Origin of the sequence: Amycolatopsis sp. NPDC051903 (genome assembly GCF_044452505.1) — a bacterium.
Lineage (GTDB): Bacteria > Actinomycetota > Actinomycetes > Mycobacteriales > Pseudonocardiaceae > Amycolatopsis.
Genome location: NZ_JBITBT010000061.1, coordinates 10,511 through 31,565, shown reverse-complemented (window position 1 = coordinate 31,565; position 21,055 = coordinate 10,511). Strand labels below are relative to the sequence as shown.

Sequence of the window (21,055 nt, the reverse complement as noted above, 5' to 3'; positions counted from 1 at the left end):
TAACGCACCGGCTGGTTCCGAACACTCGGCGATGCGAAGGAATGATCGTGGGAAAGCTCGACGGCAAGGTAGCGGTGATCACAGGTGGATCAACCGGCATGGCGCTGGCCGGCGCCAAACTGTTCGTGGACGAGGGAGCTCACGTCTTCATCCAGGCCCGGCGGCAGGACGCGCTGGACGATGCCGTCAAGCTGATCGGCCGGAACGTGACCGCCGTGCCGGGTGACGCGGCCGAACTGGCCGACCTGGACCGCCTGTACGACACCGTCAAGCGGGACAAGGGCTCGATCGACGTGCTGTGGGCCAGCGCCGGGATGGGCGAACCCGCCGTCCTCGGCGAGATCACCGAGGAACAGTTCCACCGCGCCTTCTGGCTCAACGCGCGCGGCACCCTGTTCACCGTGCAGAAGGCACTGCCGCTGCTCAACGACGGAGCCTCGATCTTCATGACCGGCTCCAACGCCTCACTCGGGGCCTTCCCCGGATGGAGCCTGTACGCCGGTAGCAAGGCCGTGCAGCAGGCATGGGCCCGCGTGTGGCTCAACGAGCTGAAGGACCGCAAGATCCGGGTGAACGTCCTGACCCCCGGCCAGGTCGCCACGGCCAAGCAGGAAGAACTGTTCGACGAGGCCACCAAGGCCGCGTTCGAATCCCTGATCCCGCGCGGAAAGATGGGCCGCCCCGAGGAGATCGCCACCGTCGCGCTGTTCCTCGCCTCCGACGACTCCAGCTACGTCAACGGCCTGGAACTGGTCACCGACGGCGGCGCCACGGCGATCTGAGCGGAAAAACCCCGGTATGTGCGGGCACGCCCGCAAGAACACAGCCACCACGGGCGAAACCGTTCTCGGACGCGGGCACCGCAACAACGATGAAGTGTTGCGTGGCCGCGAAAAGAAGGAAGAGAGCACACCTCATGAGCAGCATCAGCTTCATCGGCACCGGGAACATGGCCCGCACCATCGGCACCCGGGCGGTAGCGGGCGGCAACACCGTCGAGATCATCGGCCGCGATGAGTCCAAGGCCGCCGACCTGGCCCAGGCTCTCGGCGGCGGCACCACGACGGGAAAGTGGGGTGCCGTCCCGGCCGGGGACATCGTCATCGCGGCCCTGCTGTACGACGCTGTCGTTCCGGCCATCACCCAGTTCGGCGACGCCCTCGCAGGCAAGGTCATCGTCGAGATCAGCAACCCCTTCAACGCCACGTTCGACGGGCTGGCCCACAGCGAGGAGACCTCAATCGCGCAGGAAGTCGCCAAGGTGGCCCCGGCCGGCGCCAGCGTGGTGAAGGCCTTCAACACCATCTTCCGCAACGTCCTGGAGAAGGGCCGGCCCAACGTCTTCATCTCCGGCGACAACGCACAGGCCAAGGCGGACGTGACGGCATTCATCAAGAGCCTCGGGCTGCGCCCACTGGACGTCGGCGGCCTGAAAATGGCGCACTGGCTGGAAGGCGCAGGCGTAATCACGGTGGGCCTCGCCGGCAACGGGGTCGGCCACTGGGACTTCGCCCTCGGCGCCAACGAGTTCTCCGGCTGAGCGCGACCGCCCAGTCGCCGGCACTGTAGGCCTCATGAGAAGTGCGATCGCCGAGCGACCGGTGGGGTCGGATGCGGTGGTAGATGTCGCGGAATCGGCTGGTCTCCATCGCCAGGGCCCCGCCGTCGTGGATCGGCGCTCGGCACAGATGCTCGTATTTCAGGGTGCCGAAGAAGCGTTCGATGACGCCGTTGGTCTGCGGTGATCGGACGCGGGTGGACGTGGCGCGGCAGTGGGTCCTCGCCGGCGAACGCGGTCTGGTAGGTCTCGCCACGGAAGCAGGAGCCGTCGTCAGAGACGACGGCGTCGGCACCGGGACGACGTCGATGATTTCGCCGGTGGTCTCGTCGACCAGTTCGAGCTCACCACGCTCCGCTCGTAGGTCGTCGAGGCCGAGCACGCTTACGGCCTCGACGACGGCGGCGTCAAAGCACGCGAGGGCGTCGGTGCCGGTCGGTGTGATGGTGATGGCGAGGCAGTACTGGGTGGCGTAGTCGATGACGGCGCAGATGCGCCAGATGCCGCCGCCGGTGGTCTCGAACTCGCTGAAGTCGGTCTGCCAGACCCGGATGCGTTCGGTGGGCGGTCCGTGGAACACCTTGCGGCGCAGGGCGGCCCAAGACTTGCAATCGGCCCGAAACCCGTACGAGCTGCCCGCTGCACGAGCTCACGCGGCTACGGCGCGGCGGGTTCACGCACGGGTGGACGCTCACCCCCGCGGGGCGCGCCGAACGAGACAGGATCCGCGCGCAGTCACAGCGACTGTGGAAGCTGTCTACCCGTGGGGACACGTGACGACCGCGGCGTTCCGAGCGGGCGTGGCGCGTTTACGACGCGGCGCTGCGATTCGTCTGCCCGGCGTAAACCCCGGCACGTCGAACAGTTGAAGACCCCGGGAGCGGCACGGCTCCCGGAGCCTTGGCTGACTCCTGCCTGGTCATGTTGTCCGTGCACGCTGGGTCAAGTCGGTACGTAGCCGCACGTACACACGAACACCGTGGCGGACGGTTCCAGCGGCCGCACGCTGAATCCGTGGACGACGACGTGCTGACGGTCGAGACCTCCTGGCCAGCCACGACCATCGGCGGCGGCCCGGAGAACTTCACCTACCTGGAGTTCCCACTGTCAACCGATCACGCTCAAGCCCTCCGCTGAAGGATCCCAGTTCCGGGCCCGCCCGACTTCGGGGCGAGCGATGCACCTCCATCAGTACCCCGGTGGGCAGGGTCACTGACGTCCGGGGAAGACTTGGTCTAACTTGACTCGTTACAGTGTAGAGGGAAGCTACTGCTCAAACGCCGATGACGTCGTGGCTGTGGCCGAGACGACGAAGGTGGAGAGGTAGCGACATGAGTGAACGGAATCTGGTCGTCTTGTCGGCTGGGCTGAGCTGGCCGTCCTCGACCCGGCTGCTGGCCGATCAGCTGGCCGCGGCGGCGGTGCGCGCGCTGGCCGAGCCGCCACGCATCGAGGAGTTCGCCGTCGGTGATTACGCCACGGACGTGGCGAACACGCTGGCCACCGGCGTCCCCGGCGGCGAGTTGCGGACGGTGCTCGACCAGTTGGCCGCCGCCGACGGCGTGATCGCCGTGACTCCGCTCTTGCAGAGTTCCCCCGGTGGCCTGTTCAAGTGGTTCTTCGACGCGGTGGACACCGATGCCGTGGCCGGCAAGCCGGTGCTGATCGGCGCCATCGATGGGGCGCCCCGTCACGCACGGGCGCTCGAACGCGGGATCCGCCCCATGTTCAGCGACCTGGGCGCGGAGGTGGTGCCGACGGCGGTGTACGTGGCGTCCGAGGATCGGGGTTGCGCGGGTGAGAGCAGCGCCCCGGCTGACCTCGTCGAGCGCGCGGTGGGTGAGTTCGCGGCCCTCATCGATCGCCGCCCGAGCACGTGCGAGGCCCGACGTCATCGACGGACCCGTCCCCCTGGTGTCCACGCTCGACGCGGCGGTCGCGTTCTGCCGGCAGCGGCGGGGTCTCGTTGACCAACGGAGTGATCAACTCCGTCCGAGCCCGCGGTGATCACCTGCCCGCACCATGATCATATCCAGCGACCAAGATCCCCGGAGCGCGGCCGCCTCGACGACGTCCCGGCTCCGGGGATTTGGTGTAGACCGGGTGACTGGCGCGGCAGCGCATCACGTAAGCGGACTTGTTGCCGTCTTCGCCTGCCGATCACATCGCGCAGGTCGCCGTCGGTTCGGCATCGCGGAGGTGCGCGGCCAAGGCCTCGTCCGCGTCGGCGATGCTGCTCGTCTGCTGATCATGACGGCGGCCTGGACCCGCTGCCGGGCAGCAGCACGGTGCCCGCAGGGCGCGACCTCAGGGTGATCAGATACAGCGGATGCCGACCGCCGATCACAAGCCCGGTTCGACTCCGTGGGCTCCTCGATCAAACGATCATCTGGCTGCGTTCGGGTGACCGTCGGACCGTCGATCTGCGCGGGCGCCACGTGCGCGTCGACTGGTACCGGCGTCGTCAAGTTCAGTTGTCCACGACCCGCCCGGTGCGAGGACGAGCCCTTGGCTGCGCTCTCGCCCTGCATGGCCGAGTATGAGCTCCACCGATTACCGGGCTGTTCAGTGCCTGCGTCCATGTTCATGGCCGATAACAGTGATTGTGTCGAGTAAAGTCCTGTGTTGAACTGGGCGATCAGCTCTCGATTCACCCCTCGTGCGGCGGCAAGTTCCTGATCTCGCCTCCCGATCGCGGGTACCTCCGTGTAACTTCACAACCGCGTCGCCGTCACTTCGCGCCAACCGCGATCACGCGCACCGCTGCGCCATGGTGCACCACGCATCACTGCACTGCTCATCGCTGAGCCGATCGGGAAACGGGTTGGACCGCGGTCCGTTGATGCGACACAACTGATCCCACAGCTCGGCGACGTCAGCACGGGTCATCGAGACGTGGTTCACGAGGCACCTCTCGTTGGATGCTGCGGCTGACTTGACGAGTTCGGCAGGGCGTACATCCGCCTCCACGGCGTCGATCCCGGGCGGTTCGGCTGGTGTGCTTGTGCGGTCCCGAGGGCGCACAGTCCGCCTCCACCCGCCGAACCGGGCGGTGATCAGGCTGAGGTCAAGACAGCTCGAGGGTGGATGAGGCTGACCGGCGACCGAGCCGATGGTCAGCCCGCGCCCGTGAGTGGCGGCCGACATCGGTGTGTCGTGCGCATTCGCCGCTTGGCCGCAGGCGCGGGGGTCTCTGTTCCAGTTGCTCCTCAACATCGTCGTACTGCTGGCCCAATTCTGTGGCAGGCCGGCAGATCGTCGGCCCCCTGGTCGAGGAGTCGGGCGCGCGGGCGGGGCAGGTGCCAGAATCGATGGTTTCCGCCAGTGCCCGCACACCAGGCCCTCGAAACCGAAGCGAGGACGATCGGCTCAGGACCCGCCCTGGCCGCGCCGCTGGCGACCGCTGTCATTCGCGCCGACGGAGGCAGCGGCACGCCGGCGGCGCACGACCAGGTAGGCAACGGAGAGCAGGACGAAGAACGGTACACCGGCCTCCCAGGCCGCTTGCAGCCCGTCGATGAACGGCGTGGACACGGTCACCGCGACGAGGAAGAGGATGGCCAGCGGGACTGTGACACGCGCTCCCCACAGCCGCACCGACGAGTCGGGCAGGCCCTGGGCACGGCGGTCGCGGCGGAACTTCCAGTGCGTCACCAGGATCAGGATCCAGACCACCAGTGCACCGAAGATCGACACGCCGAACAGGGCCACGTAGGCGCTGTCGGCGGCCGCAGCCGACACTATCGCGGCCAAGGCGAGGCCGAGCGCGGACAGGACCAGCGCGTCCCTCGGCACGCCGGATCGGCTGAGCCTCCCGACCCTGGCCGGAGCGTAGCCGTCCTGTGCGAGTGAGTGGAGCATGCGGGTGGTCAGGTAGAGATTGGTGTTGGCACTGGAGAGCGCAGCGGTGAGCACGACGAAGTTGGTGATCGCGGCGGCAGCGGGGATGCCGGCGCCCGCGAAGACGCGCACGAACGGACTCGCGGTGACCGTGCCGTTCTGCGAGATCGCCGTCCACGGCACCACGGTCAGCACGATGGCGATGGCCAGCACGTAGAACAGCACCAGGCGCAGCACCATCCTGCGCACCGCGCGCGGCACGTCGCGCACGGGATCGGCCGACTCGGCGGCGGTGATCGATACGACCTCGGTGCCGATGTAGCTGAACAGCACGAACACCATGGCCAGGAACAGGCCGCCGATGCCGTGCGGGAGAAATCCGCCCTGTGCGCCGAGGTTGGCCAGCCCCGTCGGTGGGGCCTTGGGCAGGCCGACGAACACGAGCACCAGGCCGAGCAGGATGAACACCATGATCGCGGCCACCTTGACCGCGGACAGCCAGTATTCGGCGGTGCCGAAGAAGCTGACCGCGGCGGCGTTGGCGGCCAGCACGACGACCGAGAACACCACGACGGGCAACCACAACGGCAGCGAGGGCCACCAGAATTGGATGTAGATTCCGGCGGCGATGACCTCGCCACCGACCGCGATCACCTGGATCGTCCAGTACGTCCAGCGTTGCACGAAGCCCACCCAGGGGCCGAGGTAGGTGTGTGCGATGGCGCCGAACGCGCCGGCAGTCGGGTGCACGACGACCATCTCGGCCAGCGCCCAGGCGATGACGAGCGCGACCAGTGCGCAGATCGCGTAGGCGATGATCGTGCCCGGGCCGGCCTCGGAGATGGCCAGGCCCGAACCGAGGAACAGGCCGGTGCCGATCGCGCCGCCGAGGCCGATCATCGACATCTGCCGGCCCGTCAACGACCTGCGCAGTCCGCCGGAATCGGGCTCCTCCACCGTGGACACTCGTTCCTCCGTCTGCCGGCCGCTATCGTCTGTGACTGCGTCGAACGGTGCTTGGCAGCATTCGCGGTCAGGGTGCCGGTGTCAATAGTGGTGCTGAAAATCCTTCATCTCCACTAAACACCGGAGGCTGGCCACGCCAGTGCGCACAGCCCTGCTCGCGGCGATGGGGCCGGAGATCGCCGGTCTCACGGCCACCCACGTCGAGCACGCCCGTCCCGTGGTCGTCGGAGCCCTTCCCCACCGCGACCCGTTCCAGCCTGAGGATAAGTCCATTGTGGACACTGCGCCGCGGACGCCTTCCTGATGGGCGTGGCCGAGGCTCGACACGGTGGTACAGCTGGGTTCGACGACGGTCGTGGTGGTGTACAACGACAACGCCGACGCGTCCGAGGTGCACTATTTCGCCGACAGCACGACGACGAGCTCGCGCCCGTCGGCGAGTGGCCGGCCGGGAATCGCGGCACGCCGCGGGCGGTGACGCCTGCCAGCGCGCGGGAGCGTTCCACGAGCACTGATCAGGCTGTACGCACCAGATCCTTGTGCGTGTGCAGCGCGGCGAGCAACCGGTCGATGTCCCCGTCGGTGTTGTAGCAGTGCGGGGACACGCGGAGGTTGCCGCCACGCGAGGAGGTCACGATTCCCTCGGTACCGAGCCGGTCGACGAGCTGCTCGGCGTCGGTGGACGCGATGGCGATCAGTGGGCCGCGGTGCGCACGGTCCTTCGGCGTTGCGATGATGCCGCCCATGCCGGCGACCTCGTCGATCAGCCGGTCGTTGAGCCGTCCGACGTGGTCCGCGGTGCGTTCGACGCCGATCTCCAGCATCAGCTCCACCCCGGCGATCGCTGCGTAGACCGACGGGATCGGCGGGGTACCCGACTCGAACCGCCGCGCGTTGGGCGCGGGCCGGTACTCGCTGATCTGCATGGCGTTGACGTCGATGTCGGCGAACCAGCCGGTCACGGTGGGCACGAGGTGGCCGGTGGTGGCCGGGTTGGCGTAGAAGTAGCCGATGCCGGGCGAGGCCAGCAGGTACTTGAGCGCGCCTCCGGTCACGAAGTCGACGCCCAGCGCGCCGACGTCGATCGGCACCGCGCCGGCCGACTGGTAGGCGTCGACCAGCACGAGCGCGCCACGTGAGTGCGCCAGCTCGGCGATCGAGGCCAGGTCGAGGCGGCTGCCGTTGCGGAAGCAGACGTGCGTCACCGACACGATCGCCGTGCGCTCGTCGATCGCGGCGGCCAGCCGGTCGAGCGAAAGCGTGTTGTCGGGCTCGGCCGGAACGTGCACGACGCGCGCGCCCCGCCGGGCCTGGGCGTGCCAGATCTGGCCGATGGTCGGGAACTCCAGATCGGTGGTGACGATGGTGTCGCGCTCACCGAAGTCCAGGGCCGAAGCCAGCGAGGCGACGCCGGCCGAGGCCGAAGTGGTCACGGCGACCGAGTCCGGGTCGGTGTGCAGCAGCCGCGCGAACGCGCCTCGCGCGCGTTCGGACTGCTCGACCCAGTGGCTCCACAGCGAGCCTTCCGCTTCCAGGCTGTCCAGGTAGCTGGTGTAGGCGGCGCGGACGCTGTCGGCCAGCGCGCCCTGGGAGCAGCTGTTGAGGTAGACGCGGTTTTCGAAGATCGGGAACCGGTGACGAATGCTTTCGCCCAGCCCTGTGGAGGTGTCGTTCATGTCAGCGACCGCGCCCCGATCCGACGGTGAGTTCGTCGTGGATGTGTTGTGCCGCAACGCGTTGTTCGGCGCGGTCGGCTTCGGACGGTGTAACGCACTCGTAGGTGCGGCCTCGGGTGATGACCTGGACGGGCCGGTGCAGCGCGCTCAGGTCCTCCGTGGGATCGCCCCGCACGGCGACCACGTCGGCGGCCAGCCCAACGGCAAGCCGGCCGGTGACCGAGCCGAGGCCGAGTGCGGTCGCGGCCCGATGCGTTGCCGCGGCGAGCACCGCGCGCGGCGACATGCCGGCGTCGGCCAGCACGTCGAGGCCGTCGGCGTAGTTCTCGAACGGGACGAGGCCGATGCCGGCGTCGGTGCCGGCGACCAGCTCAACCCCGGCGGCGAGCATCCCCCGCAGGTTCGCGAGCAGCGCGTCTCGCTCGTCCCACGGGCAGAAGTACGGGTCGGCCAGGCAGGCCGTGTTCATGGTGGGGCACACGGCGATGCCGGCGGCCGCGATCTTCGCGGCGATGCCCGGATCGAACCGCGATCCCTCTTCGGTGACCCAGCCGCAGTGCTCGATCATGTCGACGCCCGCGTCGACCGCGCGGCGAATCCCCTCGACGCCGAGCGCGTGGGTGGTCACCGGCAAGCCGAGTTTGTGCGCTTCCTCGACGCAGGTGCGCAGCTCCTCTTCGGTGTAGCGGGCCTCCCAGGGCCTGCTGCCCGCGGTCATGAAACCGCCCGTGGCCATGATCTTGACGACGTCCGAGCGCTGCTTGGCCCTGATCCGGACCTGCCGCGCGACCTCCAGCGCGCCGTCGGCTTCGCCGCCCATCCGCCACGCGTGCCCGCCGGTCACGGTGATCGGTGCGTTGGCCACGAGCAGCCGGGGGCCGGGCACGAGGCCGGCCCGCACGGCGTCGCGCACGGTGCTCGCGACCTCGCCCCGGCAGCCGAGATCACGGGCGGTGGTGATGCCCGCGTCGAGCAGCCTGCGCGCACTGTTGATCATGCGGCAGGCCAGTTCGGCGTCGCTGCCGGTCAGCTCGCTGCCGGTGGCCGAGGCCGAACCGTCCATGGCCAGGTGCACGTGGCAGTCGATGAGGCCGGGCAGGAGCGTCACATCGCCCAGTTCGAGCAGGCGCGCGGACGAGGTCAGCTCGCGCGGCAGTTCGGCGAAGCGACCGACGGCGACGATCCTTCCGCCGTGCACGGCCAGCGTCCCGTCGGAGATCAGTTCGGCGTCCGCGTCCGGCAGCACCCGGCCGGCACGCACCACGAGGTCGGCTTTTTCGGCTGGCATTCAGCTCCTCCCGCACCAAGCTCGCGTCCGAGCATAGGGCGGCCTTTAACACCGGTCAACGCGTTCAACCCCATTGACATCGGCGGGCGAGCGCCGCACCCTGAGGTACCCCATCGGCGCGGCGCGGGCACCCCGGGAGGCCACCGTGCAGGCAATGTCCGAGCAACCACCGATCCGTGGCCGCCGCCGGCACCGGCTTCTGCTCCTGGTGCCCTTCGTGTGGTGCATCGCCGCGGTGCCGTGGGCCGGCGCGGTGCCCTACGCCTTCGGCCACGTGCCGTTCCTGCTGGTGTGGATGGTGGCCGGAGTGATCGTCGGAAGCGCCGCCATCGGCGGCGTCTACTTCATCGACCGCCGTCACGGCGTCCTCGATCAGCCGTAGGCGATTCCGATGACGTACCTCATCGCACTGGTGGTCAGCGTCGGCTCCATCGCGGCCGGCGCCGTGCTCGCGGCCCGCGGCAGGCGCGTCGACGTCACCGAGTGGGCGGTCGGTGGCCGCCGCTTCGGCAGCTACCTGTTCTGGTTCGTGCTCGCGGGCGAAACCTTCACCACCTTCGCGCTATTGGGCGCGTCGCAGACGGTTTACGCCGACGGCGCGCCGGGTTACTACGTGCTCGGCACGGTTGTGCTCACGTCGGCCATCGGCTACTGGGTGGTGCCCAGGATCTGGCGCGCCGGCAATCGGCACGGCCTGCTCACCGAGGGCGACTACTTCACCAGCCGCTTCGACGCGCCGTGGCTGGGCGCGGTGCTGGCGCTGTTCGGCATCGTCGGGCTGCTGTTGTACTCGGAGGTGCAGCTCACCGGGCTGGCCCTGATCTTGCGCACCTTGTTCGGCGACGGCATGTCCAACACCTGGTACGTGATCGTCGCCGGCGCCGCGGTCGACGCGTTCGTGCTGGCCGGCGGGATGCGCAGCGTCGCGTTCGGCTCGGTGGTCAAGGATCTGCTGCTGCTCGTCGTGCTGCTGGTGATCGCGGTGACGGCGGCCAATGCGGCGCATGTGGACGGTTGGGGCGGCATCTTCGACGCGGTGGCGCGGAAACACCCGTCGGCGGCGACACTGCCGGGCCTGGCCGGCGGAACCTCGACCAACACCTGGTGGTGGATGAGCTTCCTGCTGCTCACGCCGATCGGCGCGTTCGTGCTGCCGCACTCCTTCCAGGTCTCCTACACGGCCAAGGACATCGGCACGATTCGACGCAACCAGATCGTGCAGCCGCTGTACTCCCTGTTCTACATCCTGATCATCGTGATCGCGCTGGCAGCGCTGCTCGCCCAACCGGGCCTGAAGGGCGCGGCCGCCAACGGCTCGCTGCTGCTGTTCGTGCGTGACCACTCCCCCGGCTGGCTGGTCGGTCTGCTGGCCGGCGCCGGCATCCTGGTCGCGCTCGTGCCGACCGGCGTGCTCCTGCTGACCTGCGGCAGCCTGTTCACCCGCAACGTATACCCGTTGCTGCGCAAGGAGCCCGGCGACCGCGAGCAGCTGCGGGTGAGCCGGATCGCCGTCGTCGTGCTCGCCGTGCTGGCCGTGGCCGTCACCGCGACGCAGAACAGTGCGCTGGTCAACGTCATGGTCAACGTGTACAACGCGATCGGCCAGCTCGCGCCGGCCTTGTTCCTGTCGCTGCTGTGGCGGCGGATCACCGCGCTCGGCGCGCTGTGCGGGGTGATCGTGGGCACCGCCGGCATCGTCCTCCCGCCGTTGAACGCTGCGCTGCTGTCGCTGTGCCCGCCCGGCACCGTGATCGGGCTGCCCGCGCTCGTCGTCAACACCGTGGTGACCGTGCTCGTCAGTCTGGTCACCCGGGCGCCGGGCCCGGCCGCGATCGCCGTCGGCCTGCCCCCTGAGACGGCCGACACGGCGACGCCGAAGCCCGTCAGCGAGCCCGGTTGATCCGGCTGCGTGCGAGGATGGCCAGGTGGTAGGCAGCAGGATTCGAGAACTGCGGGCGGCGCGCGGCCTGACGGTCACCGAGCTGGCCCGGCGCGCCGAGGTGTCCACCGGGCTGATCAGCCAGGTGGAGCGGGAGCTCGCGGACCCGAGCCTGGTCACCATCCGCAAGATCGCCAAGGCGCTCGACGTGCCGTTGTTCAGCCTGTTCGAGGAGTCCGAGACCGACGATGTCGCCGTGGTGCGCCGGGACACCCGCATGCAGATCCAGTCACCGGGCGGGATCGTGTACTCCCGCATCTCGGCTGGACGCGGACGGCTGGAAGTGCTGCAGGGCACGCTCGCGCCGGGCACGGCATCGGCAGACGAACCGTGGTCGCATCCCAGCGAGGAGTGCGCGGTGGTCATCGCGGGCAAGCTCGTGGTCGAGGTGGCCGGTACTGAACGCGCGCTCGACGTCGGCGACAGCTGCTACTTCGACTCGCGCCTGCCGCACCGCTACGTCAACCCCCATCGCAAAGCCTCTGATTTCATCATCTCGATCACCCCGCCCAGCTACTGAGCCGTTCCGGCAGGCGTCTCAGGCGATCGACGAGATCACCCGGACCGTCGGCCTGTCGATGGGCGAGCGACAGGGCCGGCCCTCCAACGGCAACCGCCCAGCCCACGCCGCCGCACACAAGCTGGTTCGTAGATCACGGGGATGGACGATCGGAGATGAGCCCAGAGTGTCACTCTGACTGCGTATCGCGCCTGAGTGACGAGGAACGTGGTTCAGGAGCGGCATCCCGGGCGAGTTCGACCTGCCGATCCGGCGCACCGGCATCGGCCGTCGCGTGCCGGCAGGGCCGGCACTGTGTGGGCCGCTTCGTGAGCGTGCTCGGGGCGCTTGTCCGGGTCTTGGCCCGCCTGGTTCCGGAGGACGAACGCGAAACGATCGGGCCTCGAACTCGGTGAGGGCTCGCACAACCCCGACACCGTCACCGCCGCTCCGCCGAAGAACACCGCAGGCGGGCGCGCGCCGGATTGGCCGTACGTGTGGAACGCACCAAACGACGCGGCCACGCACGCCGGCCGCGTCGCGACGCTGACCTCGCCGAGCGGGCTGCCGAAGAATCACGACCACGGCGGTTTCGCCAACACCGTGAATGGGTGCGCACCGACCAACTCGTGCACACCGGCCACCCCAGGTGGGGCGAGTTCGGCTCCCAGCGCCCCGAGGTACCCCTCGACATCGCAGAAGGACTGCTCCGCGCCACCGACATGAACGCCTCCACCCACGAGCTTTCCGCGAGGAGATCTCGTTGATGCGGGCCCCCGGGTGGGTCGGCCCGCTCTACGGAACGGCCACACCGGGTCAGCACCGGTCCAGACTCCGATCGGTCCCAGGAAGGTCCCGGGGTGCATGACCTGCTTGAGCTCCGCGGTCCGATCTACGACCAGCACCTGGCCGCGCGCCGGACCGCGCAGCGGGCGCTGCGGTGCCGGGAAGGCGATCTCACGGGCTGCGGAACCGACCTGAACGGCAACCACCGCATCCACACTGCGCGGATGTTGAACCTGCCTTGGCTGGCCGCCGCCGTCGAGGTCGAAGCCACCGCGCCCGCATGGGACATGCTCGGTCTACTCGCCGCCGACAGTTCGCGTCCGCTCTCGAAGCTGGCGATCAGCGCCCGCCGGCTCATGACGCCCTAAAGGGCCCGCACCGCCGCAAGGACCGGTTCCGGAACTTCGAAACCTCCGCGCGCCAAGGTCTCCTCCCGCTGAGCGGCGGAGCGGTCGAAGGGCATCCGTACGGGCGAGTCCGCCCTGACCGGCCGGGTGCCACGGATCGCGTCGGCGTAACCGCGGACATCGCGCTTGAAGTCCTCAGTGGACCGGAGGAGATCCGGGCGCAGCGCGATGATCAGGAACCCGAAATCCGTCAGTTCGCCGGGCAGGATCGGGGAGCCCGCGAGCGTCCCCAGCAGCTGCACGACGATCGCCAGCCCGCTGCCCTTGTGCCCGCCCCACGGGGTGAACGCCCCGCCGAGCGCGGCCACCGGGTCCGTCGTCGGCGCGCCGGCCGCGTCGTAGGCCACACCGGACGGCAGCGACTGGCCGAGCCGCCCCGCGAGCACCGCCTGAGCGTGGATGATTTCCGAGGTCCCGATGTCCCAGATGACCGGCGAACCGGTGCTGGGGAATCCGAAGCACATCGGGTTCGTGCCGAAGCGGGCCTCGTTCCCGCCGTGCGGCGCCACCCACGGCGTCGCGTTGGACGCGATCAGCACGACCAGGTCACGCCGCGTCGCCATCTCGGCGTAGTACGAGAGCATCCCGGTGTAATACGTGTTGTGTGCGCCCACCAGCGCGATCCCATTGGCTTCCGCTTTGTCGATCGCCAGCTCCGTCGCCCGGCGGCCCACCAGGTAACCGAGCTTGTCGCCGCCGTCGAGCAGTGCCGACACCCCGGTCTCCCGCACGACCTCGATCGGCCGCGGGGGCTCCGGCGTCTTCGCGAGCCGGTCGGCGATGCTGAGGATGCGCGCGAGGCCCGCGTAGTGCAGGCCGCGCAGCTCGCAGTCAAGCAGGTGGCCGGCCGTGGCGTCGGCCTCCGCCGCGTCCAGCCCGAGCCGTTGCAGCGCGCGCACCGCGACGGCCCGGGCCTCCTCCAGTGCCACGAACATCAGCCGAGCACCGTCGCGATCTCCGCGGCGGAACCGGCCACCGCGGGGAACTTCTCGCGCACCCGGCCATCGTGCCCGGGGATCACCACCGCCCCGGTCTCGGCCGCGAGGCGGTTGATCAGCGACAGCGCCCGGCGCATCTCGCCGAGGTCGGTGAAGGCGAAGAACGGCCACTCGTGCTCGATCTGCTCGTAGAAGTGCGCCGCGTCGGCGGCGAGGATCAGCGGCCCCGACCGGGCCTCGACCACGGTCAGCAGCTCACCGGGAGAGTGCCCGCCGACCGGGTGGACCGTCACGCCCGGGCACACTTCCGTCTTTTCGCGCACCAGGCGCAGCCGGCCCTCCCGCTCGGCGAGCCGGACCGCCTCCAGGTGCGCGGCCGTGGCGAACTCCCCCGCGAGCTCGCCACGGCCCCATTTGCCGAACCAATGTTCGTACTCGGCCGCCCCCGCGACCACCTCCGCGCCCGAGAACAGGCCCAGGTGCCCGATGTGGTCGTAGTGGAAGTGCGAAGTGACCACTGTGGACACTTCGAGCGGGTCGATGCCCAGCAGCGCCAACGCGTCAGCCGTGGGGATGACCGGTTGCTCACCGAGCCAGTCGCGCTCGGTGATGTCGTACCCGGTGTCCAGCAAGATGGTCTTCGACACGTCACGCAGGACCCAGAAGTTGTAGTCCATGTGCAGGTCGCCGTCCGGCTCGCCGTAGGAGGAGTAGTCGTACAGGACGGCACTCTTTCGCGTGACCCGCTCGCCGTAGCGGACCTGGACGACCTCGAACCCGCTCATTTCGCCTCTTCGGCGCGCGCGAGCTCCTCGTCCAGGATCGGCACGGCGACCGTTGCGGCGTGGATGCCGATCACGCTGACGATCTCCAGCACCTCCATGATCTCCTCCTGCGTGGCGCCGTAACGCACGGCGTTGCGCATGTGCAGCTTCAGTCCGGGTACGTACAGATGTGTCGCCGAGGCGTCGAAGGCCGTGTAGATCAGCTCCTTGACCTTCGGCTCCAGCACCCCAGTCCGCCACGGCACGGAGGAGAACTCCGTGTATGCCTCGAACAGTTCGGGGTCGACCTCCAGCAGCCCGTCCCAGAACGAGTGCCAGTAGCCGCGGTTCTCGGTGAACTCGGCCTTGATCCGCTCCTGGTTCGCATCCAGCGGCTTCGGCCCCTTGCGGACGCCTTCCTCCTCGAGCACCTCCAGCAGCAGAGGCACGCCGATGTTCGAGGCGTGGATGCCGAGGGTGGAGGTCAGCTCGATGACCTCCATGATCTCCTGCTTGGTCGCGCCGAACGCAAGCGCGGCCCGGATGTGCTGGCGGGTGCCGGGAGAGTACAGGTGGGTCGCGGCGGAGTCGGCGGCGATGTAGACGAACTCCTTGACCTTGTCGTCCAGGTGGTTCTTCTGCCACGGCACGGCGGAGAACTTCAGGTACGCGGCCAGGAAGTCCGGGTCGTGGCGCAGGATGGCTTCCCACGCGTCGCTCCAGGTGCCGCGGACGCGCTGGAACTCCGCCTTCAGCTCCTCCTGCCTGCTGCTCAGGACCGTCGTCATCTGCTCATCCCTTCCCGTGTCCGTTCTGCAGCCACCTCACGATCTCCGTGTGGTCGGCATCGGCCGGCAGCTCCTCCGCTGCCTTGGCCCACAGCTCCACCGCCGACTCGCCGAGCACCGAGGGCCACCCGATCTCGCGCGCCAGGTCGACCGCGATGCGCATGTCCTTGAGCATCAGACGCAGGCCGAACCCGGAGTCGAACGTGCCGGGCAGCACGAACTTCGGCCACTTCGCCTCCGTGGACCCGCTGCGCCCGCTGGAGCCGTTGACGACCTCCAGCATCGCCGCCGGGTCGAGCCCGAACTCCTGCCCCGCCAACAGCGCCTCGGAGCTGACCAGCAGGTGCGTGGCGGACATGAGGTTGTTCAGCGCCTTGAGCGCATGCCCGGCGCCGACCCCGCCCACGTGAGAAACCTTGTTGCCCAGGCATTCCAGCGGCGGGCGGACACGCTCGACGTCCTCCGCCGCACCACCGGCCATCACGGCGAGCGTGCCGGCCTCGGCGCCGAGGACCCCGCCGGACACCGGCGCGTCGACCATCGGCACGCCGCGGCTGGCCGACCACTCGGCCACCGTCCGCGTCGAGTGCGGGCGGGAGGAGCCCATGTCGACGAGAACCGTGCCGGGGCGGGCGGCTTCGAGCAGCCCACCTTTGAACAGCACCTGCTCCACGACGTCGGAGCTCGGCAGCATCAGCAGGATCGCGTCCGCGGTCTCAGCGACGGCGGTCAGCTCGGCGACCGGAGTCGCGATCCGCTCCCGCGCGGACGGGTCGGTGTCGAAACCGCGGACGGTGTAACCGGCTTCCACGAGCCGACGGACCATCGGCGTGCCCATGTTGCCGAGCCCGACGAATCCGAGCACAGCGCCAGGCGCCAGCGGGGTACTCACGGGACCTCGGCCCCTTCGGCCTGCAGCTCGGTCAGCACCCGCTCGGCTACGCGGAACGACTCCAGCGCGGCCGGGGCTCCACAGTAGACAGCCGTCTGCAGCAGTACCTCCTGGATCTCGGCCTGTGTACAGCCGTTGCGCACGGCGCCCCGCACGTGCACAGCCAGCTCGTGCATGCGGTTGAGCGCGGTGAGCATCACCAGGTTGAGCATGCTGCGGGTCTTGTGCTCCAGCCCGTCGCGCGTCCACACCTCGCCCCAGCAGTACTCGGTGACGAGCTCCTGCACGGGCCTCGAGAAGTCGGTGACCTTCGCGAGCGACCGCTCGACGTGTTCGGCGCCCAGGACTTCCTTCCGTGTCGCGAGTCCCGCTTCGAACCTTGCCTGATCCATGTTCTTCAATCCCCGTTCGTCGTTCACTGCTGTTCCGCGGCGAGGTACTCGTCCTCGCCGACCGGTGTCTCCCACTGCGTCGTGCCGAGCGAGATGGCCACGTGTGCGAGCGCGCAGCCGGTGCTCGCGCCATGCCAGTGCCGCTCGCCGGGCGGCACCCACACCACGTCACCGGCCTGAAGCCGTTGCGGTGCTTCGCCTTCGCTGCACACCCAGCCGCTGCCGGTCGTCACCTGAAGGATCTGACCGCGCTCGTGGCGGTGCCAGTGCGTGCGCGCGCCGGGGGTGAAATAGATCGAGTTGATCGTGACCCCGTCGGTGGCGGGCAGCACCGGGTCGGCCCACACGGTGCCGTCGAACGTCGCACCCCGTTCCTCCGTCTCGGCCTTGTCCGGCCTGCCGTGGACGATCTTCACCCTGCCTCCTCGTCGTGCAGCCGGACCCCGCCGGCGGCGTCACCGATCGCGTCGACGACACGATTGCTGATCTGGTCGGCGTAGCCCAGCGACTGCGCCAGTGCGAAGCTCGCCATCGGCCCGGCGGAATTGAGCGTCGGCACGCCCAGCTCCCGCAGGCGGTTCACGTACAGCACGACGTCTTTCATCATCAGCGTGCTGGTCAGTCCGCCTTCGAGGTAGTCGCCGTCGACGATGTGCGGGAACCGGTTGAGAGTGGCGAAGTTGACGCCGGTGCTCGCGTTGAGCACCTCCAGCAAGCGGTGCATGTCCAGGCCGGCCTTCTTCCCGGCGACCAGCGTCTCGGCGGTGGCAGCGAGACTCACGGCGTTGAGGAAGTTGTTGAGCACCTTGGTGGTGTGCCCGGCGCCGGTGCCGCCCATCGCGAACACCTTGGCGCTGAACGGTTCCAGCGTCCGCTCCAGGTGGGCCAGCGCCTCGGCCGAGCCACCGACCATCAGCGTCAGCGTGCCCTTGTCCGCCGCGGCGGCCCCGCCGGAGATGCCGGCGTCGACGAACTCGACCCCGCGCGCGGCGAACGCCTCGTGCAGCTTCACCGTCGAGGAAGGCGCCGCGGTGCTCAGGTCGACCACGATCTGCCCGTCCCGGCTGTTGGCGAGCACGCCGTCCGCACCGAGCACCACCTTCTCGATGACGGCGCTGTCCGGCAGGGACAGCAACAGGTGATCGGCGGCTTTGGTGACCTCGGCGATCGAGGCCGCGGCCGTCGCGCCCGCCTCCTCGGCGCGCCCCGGCACCGGGTCGTACCCGATGACCGGCTGCCCGCTGCCGACGATCCGGCGGGTGATCCGGCCACCCATGTTGCCGAGCCCGATCACCCCGATCCTGGGCTTACTCATGCGTTCTCCTTTCCGCGCCGGTCGACCGCCGTGGTGTCCCACGCGCCCGCGCCGCCCGAGGGGCGGACCGTGCTGACGATCGCCGAGCCGCCGTCCACCGACACCACCTCACCGTGCACGTAGGCAGCGCCGTCACTGAGCAGGAAGGCCACGACGGACGCGATCTCGTCCGGGGTTCCCGTGCGGCGCAACGGAACTGTCGTGCCGCGCTGGAGCATGTCGTTGCCACCGCCCGACTCGTCCTTCGCGGCGGTGAACAGCCCGGTCGGCACGAGGCCGGGAGCGACGGCGTTGACCCGCACACCCATCGGCCCGCCGTACATCGCCGCGCCGCGCATCAGGCCGAGCACGCCGTGCTTGGACGTCTGGTAAGCGAGCAGGTCGTGGCTGCCGCGCAGGCTGGCGATCGACGCGGTGATGACGATCGCTCCGCCGCCGCCCTGGACCTGGAACCGGCGGAAGGCCGCGCGCACGCCCAGGAAGGGTCCGCGGAGGTTGACGCCCATGACGTGATCGAACTCGGCGACGCTCAGGTCGGGCAGCTCGGCGAAGGGGCCGGTGATGCCGGCGTTGAGGTGGTGCAAGTCGAGGCGGCCGAAACGGTCGAGGGCGACCTGGGTGTAGCGCTCGACGTCCTCCTCGCGCGAGACGTCCGCGCCCACGGCGACCGCCGGCCCGGGTAGTTCGGCCGCGACCTTCTCCGCGCCGTCCTGGTCGAGGTCCACCACGACGACGCTCGCGCCCTCGTCCGAGAGGCGGCGTGCGCTCGCCGCCCCGATGCCGCCGGCGGCGCCGGTGACCACGGCGACCTTGCCTTCCAGCATTCAGCTCTTCCTCTCTGTGGTGGGCCCGACCCGCACGGCGAAGCCGGGGACGGCGGGGTCCAGCGGCTCGAAGCGCTCCAGTACCAGCGGGTCGTGCCCGGGCAGCAGCACCGTGCCGGGCTGTGCGGCGATGGTGGAGAGCTCGTCGAAGCCTCGGTACATCGCCTCGAGGTCGGCGACCACCAGGAACGGGCGGTCGAGCTCGACCTCCTCGTAGTAGTGCACCGCGTCCGAGGCCAGCACGACCGTGCCGCCTTCGGTGCGCACCAGGGCGACCAGCTGACCCGGCGTGTGCCCGCCGACCTCGAGCAGCTCGATGCCGGGCGCGAGCTGGTGCCGCTCGGGCAGCCGGGTAACCCGCCCGTCTCGGTCGGCTTTGACGATCTCGGCGATGTCCGGCGGCTCGGCGGAGTGCCCGAACTGGACGCGCTCGGCGTACGGGCCGGTCCAGAAGTCCAGCTCCCTGGCCGAAATCAGGATCTCCGCGTGCGGGAAAAGATCGACATGGCCGGTGTGGTCGTAATGCGCGTGGGTGATCACCACCTGCTCGATCGTCGCGGGAGCGATGCCCAGCCGGGCGAGCGCGTCCGGGACCGGGATCGTCGTCGTGCGTCCCCGGCGGGCGCCGACCTCGGGCGTGAAGCCGGTGTCGACGACGATGGTGCGCTCGCCGCTGCGCAGGACCCAGAAGAAGTAGTCCATCCCGAGTGGACGGTCGGGCTCGCCGTAGACGTGGTAGTTGAGGTAGACCTGGCTCGCGACCGTCTGCCTGGTGGCGAACCGGATCGCCAGCACCTCCCAGGTGTCCATCAGCCGACCTCCGCCACGACCGCCCGCTCCGGCGTGCCGATGTTCCGCCCCGCGGTCTCGGGCAGGAACTTGATCAGGAACGCGGTGGCGACCAGCGCGACCAGCACCATGTACGAGGCGGGCCACACGCTGCTGCCGGTGGCGCTCGCGATCGCACTGGCGACGAACGGCCCCGGCCCGGCCACGAAGGCCAGCGCGATGTTGAAGCCGGTGGCGCTGCCGCTGGAACGGGTCGCCGCCGGGAACAGTTCGACCAGCATGACCACGGTGGTCACGCTCACCAGCGTCTGCGGCAGGATCAGCAGCAACATCCCGATCAGCACCGGCGCCACGCCGCCCTGGCCCATCAGCACGAACGCGGGCAGCCCGAGCACGACGTAGCCGATGCTGCCGGTGAGGTTGACCCGGCGGCGGCCGAACCGGTCGGAGATCATGCCGGCGACCGGGCACAGTCCCATGTAGATGGCCAGCCCGATCGCGCTGAGCACCAGCGCGCTGATCCGTGACAGGTGAACGGTCTGCGAGAGGTAGTTCACCACGTAGGTTGCCAGATAGTAGAAGCCCAGCCCCTGCACCGCCGCGATGGCGAGGGTGAGCAGCACCGGCTTGAGGTCCCGCTTCCCCGCGGCACGCAGCGGCTTGTCGGCAACCTTGCCCAGTGCCTTGAGCTCCTCGAAGACCGGGGTCTCGTCCAGCTTCAGCCGCACGTAGAGCCCGATGAGGGCGAGCGGCGCGGCGATGAGGAACGGGAGCCGCCAGCCCCACGAGAGCAGGCTCTCGGCGCTCACCACCGACTGCACGAGCAGCGCGACGAAGCTGCCCGCGACCGTGGCCAGCGCCGCGGTCGAGGAGATGACGCTGCCGTAGAGGCCTCGGCGGTGGGCCGGGGTCATCTCCAGCAGGAACGCCGAGGACCCGGTCCATTCGCCGCCCGCGGAGAAGCCCTGCAGGCAGCGCAGGATCGTCAGCAGGACCGGGGCGAGCACACCGGCGGTGTGGTAGCTGGGCAGTGCGGCGATGAGCGTCGTGGTCGCGCCCATCATCACCACCGAGACCGACAGCGTGAACCGGCGGCCCCGCCGGTCGCCGAGCGAACCGAGGACCAGGCCGCCGATGGGGCGGAAGAAGAACGCGACGCCGAACACGGCGAGCGACGACAGCAGGCCGACCGTGGCGCTGCTGTCAGGGAAGAAGACTTCGGCCATGGTGGGTGCGAAGAAGCCGTAGACGGCGAAGTCGAACCACTCCATGAAGTTGCCGACACCGGCGGCGAGCGCCGCACGATGCCGTATCCGGCCTGCGACTGGCGACAGCGTTGTCATCACTCGACTCCTACGATCAACCGGGTTCGAGAAGAGTCCACTGAGTGGACA

The 21,055-nt window shown here is 69.4% G+C and carries 23 protein-coding genes; 9 read left to right on the top strand and 14 right to left on the bottom strand.

Annotation, left to right across the window (positions count from 1 at the left end; translation table 11 throughout):
• The first annotated feature begins 47 nt into the window (after positions 1 to 47).
• A complete protein-coding gene (locus ACIA77_RS50140) occupies positions 48 to 782 on the top strand; it encodes an SDR family NAD(P)-dependent oxidoreductase (RefSeq protein WP_395893316.1) in 735 nt (244 codons plus the stop codon).
• Between the two features lie 134 nt (positions 783 to 916).
• Positions 917 to 1,540, top strand: coding sequence for an NADPH-dependent F420 reductase (locus ACIA77_RS50135; RefSeq protein ID WP_395893315.1), 624 nt, complete (start codon positions 917 to 919; stop codon positions 1,538 to 1,540).
• Here ACIA77_RS50135 and ACIA77_RS50130 read toward each other — a convergent pair.
• The gene (locus ACIA77_RS50130; protein WP_395893314.1) at positions 1,467 to 2,138 is read right to left on the bottom strand and encodes an integrase core domain-containing protein; all 672 of its coding nucleotides are present in this window, start codon (positions 2,136 to 2,138) and stop codon (positions 1,467 to 1,469) included. The genes ACIA77_RS50135 and ACIA77_RS50130 overlap by 74 nt on opposite strands.
• 434 nt (positions 2,139 to 2,572) lie before the next feature.
• Here ACIA77_RS50130 and ACIA77_RS50125 point away from each other — a divergent pair, with 434 nt between their 5' ends.
• Positions 2,573 to 2,695, top strand: coding sequence for a hypothetical protein (locus ACIA77_RS50125; protein ID WP_395893313.1), 123 nt, complete (start codon positions 2,573 to 2,575; stop codon positions 2,693 to 2,695).
• Positions 2,696 to 2,889: 194 nt separating this feature from the next.
• Positions 2,890 to 3,528 (top strand): CE1759 family FMN reductase, encoded by a 639-nt coding sequence (locus tag ACIA77_RS50120; RefSeq protein ID WP_395893312.1) that lies wholly within the window; start codon positions 2,890 to 2,892, stop codon positions 3,526 to 3,528.
• Positions 3,529 to 4,927: 1,399 nt separating this feature from the next.
• Here ACIA77_RS50120 and ACIA77_RS50115 read toward each other — a convergent pair.
• Complete coding sequence (locus tag ACIA77_RS50115; protein ID WP_395893332.1) at positions 4,928 to 6,304, bottom strand: amino acid permease; 1,377 nt, start codon at positions 6,302 to 6,304, stop codon at positions 4,928 to 4,930.
• Between the two features lie 388 nt (positions 6,305 to 6,692).
• Between ACIA77_RS50115 and ACIA77_RS50110 the strand changes: the two genes are divergently transcribed.
• On the top strand, positions 6,693 to 6,842 hold the full coding sequence (locus tag ACIA77_RS50110; RefSeq protein WP_395893311.1) for a hypothetical protein: 150 nt from the start codon (positions 6,693 to 6,695) through the stop codon (positions 6,840 to 6,842).
• Positions 6,843 to 6,879: 37 nt separating this feature from the next.
• Here the strand turns inward: ACIA77_RS50110 and ACIA77_RS50105 are convergent, their stop codons facing one another.
• On the bottom strand, positions 6,880 to 8,040 hold the full coding sequence (locus ACIA77_RS50105) for an aminotransferase class V-fold PLP-dependent enzyme (RefSeq protein ID WP_395893310.1): 1,161 nt from the start codon (positions 8,038 to 8,040) through the stop codon (positions 6,880 to 6,882).
• A gap of 1 nt (position 8,041) precedes the next feature.
• The gene (locus ACIA77_RS50100; protein ID WP_395893309.1) at positions 8,042 to 9,328 is read right to left on the bottom strand and encodes an amidohydrolase family protein; all 1,287 of its coding nucleotides are present in this window, start codon (positions 9,326 to 9,328) and stop codon (positions 8,042 to 8,044) included.
• A gap of 154 nt (positions 9,329 to 9,482) precedes the next feature.
• Between ACIA77_RS50100 and ACIA77_RS50095 the strand changes: the two genes are divergently transcribed.
• The 4 genes from ACIA77_RS50095 (at position 9,483) to ACIA77_RS50080 (ending at position 12,920) form a co-directional block, all read left to right on the top strand.
• A complete protein-coding gene (locus tag ACIA77_RS50095; protein ID WP_395893308.1) occupies positions 9,483 to 9,710 on the top strand; it encodes a DUF3311 domain-containing protein in 228 nt (75 codons plus the stop codon).
• Between the two features lie 9 nt (positions 9,711 to 9,719).
• Positions 9,720 to 11,228, top strand: a complete 1,509-nt coding sequence (locus ACIA77_RS50090; protein WP_395893307.1) for a sodium:solute symporter — start codon at positions 9,720 to 9,722, stop codon at positions 11,226 to 11,228.
• 25 nt (positions 11,229 to 11,253) lie between these two features.
• Positions 11,254 to 11,787, top strand: a complete 534-nt coding sequence (locus tag ACIA77_RS50085) for a helix-turn-helix domain-containing protein (RefSeq protein WP_395893306.1) — start codon at positions 11,254 to 11,256, stop codon at positions 11,785 to 11,787.
• Positions 11,788 to 12,626: 839 nt separating this feature from the next.
• Positions 12,627 to 12,920, top strand: a complete 294-nt coding sequence (locus ACIA77_RS50080; RefSeq protein WP_395893305.1) for a hypothetical protein — start codon at positions 12,627 to 12,629, stop codon at positions 12,918 to 12,920.
• On the opposite strand, the gene ACIA77_RS50075 is transcribed toward ACIA77_RS50080, so the two are convergent.
• Genes ACIA77_RS50075 through ACIA77_RS50030 form a run of 10 tightly spaced genes read right to left on the bottom strand, consistent with a single transcriptional unit; the run spans position 12,917 to position 21,004 of the window.
• Entirely contained in the window at positions 12,917 to 13,894 is a 978-nt protein-coding gene (locus ACIA77_RS50075) for an Ldh family oxidoreductase (RefSeq protein ID WP_395893304.1), read from the bottom strand. The genes ACIA77_RS50080 and ACIA77_RS50075 overlap by 4 nt on opposite strands.
• Positions 13,894 to 14,682, bottom strand: coding sequence for an N-acyl homoserine lactonase family protein (locus ACIA77_RS50070; RefSeq protein ID WP_395893303.1), 789 nt, complete (start codon positions 14,680 to 14,682; stop codon positions 13,894 to 13,896). The genes ACIA77_RS50075 and ACIA77_RS50070 overlap by 1 nt, the downstream gene beginning before the upstream one ends.
• Positions 14,679 to 15,449, bottom strand: a complete 771-nt coding sequence (locus tag ACIA77_RS50065; protein ID WP_395893302.1) for a carboxymuconolactone decarboxylase family protein — start codon at positions 15,447 to 15,449, stop codon at positions 14,679 to 14,681. Before ACIA77_RS50065 ends, ACIA77_RS50070 begins: the two co-directional genes overlap by 4 nt.
• Before the next feature lie 4 nt (positions 15,450 to 15,453).
• Positions 15,454 to 16,341 carry an NAD(P)-dependent oxidoreductase gene (locus ACIA77_RS50060; RefSeq protein WP_395893301.1) on the bottom strand — a complete coding sequence of 296 codons (888 nt, stop codon included), beginning with the start codon at positions 16,339 to 16,341 and terminating at the stop codon, positions 15,454 to 15,456.
• Positions 16,338 to 16,733: a 4-carboxymuconolactone decarboxylase gene (gene pcaC / locus ACIA77_RS50055; protein WP_395893300.1), complete on the bottom strand. Its 396-nt coding sequence runs from the start codon at positions 16,731 to 16,733 to the stop codon at positions 16,338 to 16,340. The genes ACIA77_RS50060 and pcaC overlap by 4 nt, the downstream gene beginning before the upstream one ends.
• Positions 16,734 to 16,756: 23 nt before the next feature.
• Positions 16,757 to 17,149: a cupin domain-containing protein gene (locus ACIA77_RS50050; RefSeq protein WP_395893299.1), complete on the bottom strand. Its 393-nt coding sequence runs from the start codon at positions 17,147 to 17,149 to the stop codon at positions 16,757 to 16,759.
• Positions 17,146 to 18,048, bottom strand: a complete 903-nt coding sequence (locus tag ACIA77_RS50045; protein ID WP_395893298.1) for an NAD(P)-dependent oxidoreductase — start codon at positions 18,046 to 18,048, stop codon at positions 17,146 to 17,148. Before ACIA77_RS50045 ends, ACIA77_RS50050 begins: the two co-directional genes overlap by 4 nt.
• The gene (locus ACIA77_RS50040) at positions 18,045 to 18,872 is read right to left on the bottom strand and encodes an SDR family NAD(P)-dependent oxidoreductase (RefSeq protein WP_395893297.1); all 828 of its coding nucleotides are present in this window, start codon (positions 18,870 to 18,872) and stop codon (positions 18,045 to 18,047) included. Before ACIA77_RS50040 ends, ACIA77_RS50045 begins: the two co-directional genes overlap by 4 nt.
• Positions 18,873 to 19,682, bottom strand: a complete 810-nt coding sequence (locus ACIA77_RS50035) for an N-acyl homoserine lactonase family protein (RefSeq protein ID WP_395893296.1) — start codon at positions 19,680 to 19,682, stop codon at positions 18,873 to 18,875.
• Positions 19,682 to 21,004, bottom strand: a complete 1,323-nt coding sequence (locus ACIA77_RS50030) for an MFS transporter (RefSeq protein WP_395893295.1) — start codon at positions 21,002 to 21,004, stop codon at positions 19,682 to 19,684. Before ACIA77_RS50030 ends, ACIA77_RS50035 begins: the two co-directional genes overlap by 1 nt.
• Positions 21,005 to 21,055: the final 51 nt, after the last annotated feature.

Bases quoted from the DNA above. Each gene is read 5' to 3' on its own strand.
- ACIA77_RS50135 (WP_395893315.1), top strand. From the start codon at position 917: ATGAGCAGCATCAGCTTCATCGGCACCGGGAACATGGCCCGCACCATC.
- ACIA77_RS50120 (WP_395893312.1), top strand. From the start codon at position 2,890: ATGAGTGAACGGAATCTGGTCGTCTTGTCGGCTGGGCTGAGCTGGCCG.
- ACIA77_RS50115 (WP_395893332.1), bottom strand. From the start codon at position 6,304: ATGTCGATGATCGGCCTCGGCGGCGCGATCGGCACCGGCCTGTTCCTC.
- ACIA77_RS50105 (WP_395893310.1), bottom strand. From the start codon at position 8,040: ATGAACGACACCTCCACAGGGCTGGGCGAAAGCATTCGTCACCGGTTC.
- ACIA77_RS50100 (WP_395893309.1), bottom strand. From the start codon at position 9,328: ATGCCAGCCGAAAAAGCCGACCTCGTGGTGCGTGCCGGCCGGGTGCTG.
- ACIA77_RS50095 (WP_395893308.1), top strand. From the start codon at position 9,483: ATGTCCGAGCAACCACCGATCCGTGGCCGCCGCCGGCACCGGCTTCTG.
- ACIA77_RS50090 (WP_395893307.1), top strand. From the start codon at position 9,720: ATGACGTACCTCATCGCACTGGTGGTCAGCGTCGGCTCCATCGCGGCC.
- ACIA77_RS50075 (WP_395893304.1), bottom strand. From the start codon at position 13,894: ATGTTCGTGGCACTGGAGGAGGCCCGGGCCGTCGCGGTGCGCGCGCTG.
- ACIA77_RS50070 (WP_395893303.1), bottom strand. From the start codon at position 14,682: ATGAGCGGGTTCGAGGTCGTCCAGGTCCGCTACGGCGAGCGGGTCACG.
- ACIA77_RS50065 (WP_395893302.1), bottom strand. From the start codon at position 15,449: ATGACGACGGTCCTGAGCAGCAGGCAGGAGGAGCTGAAGGCGGAGTTC.
- pcaC (WP_395893300.1), bottom strand. From the start codon at position 16,733: ATGGATCAGGCAAGGTTCGAAGCGGGACTCGCGACACGGAAGGAAGTC.
- ACIA77_RS50045 (WP_395893298.1), bottom strand. From the start codon at position 18,048: ATGAGTAAGCCCAGGATCGGGGTGATCGGGCTCGGCAACATGGGTGGC.
- ACIA77_RS50040 (WP_395893297.1), bottom strand. From the start codon at position 18,872: ATGCTGGAAGGCAAGGTCGCCGTGGTCACCGGCGCCGCCGGCGGCATC.
- ACIA77_RS50035 (WP_395893296.1), bottom strand. From the start codon at position 19,682: ATGGACACCTGGGAGGTGCTGGCGATCCGGTTCGCCACCAGGCAGACG.
- ACIA77_RS50030 (WP_395893295.1), bottom strand. From the start codon at position 21,004: ATGACAACGCTGTCGCCAGTCGCAGGCCGGATACGGCATCGTGCGGCG.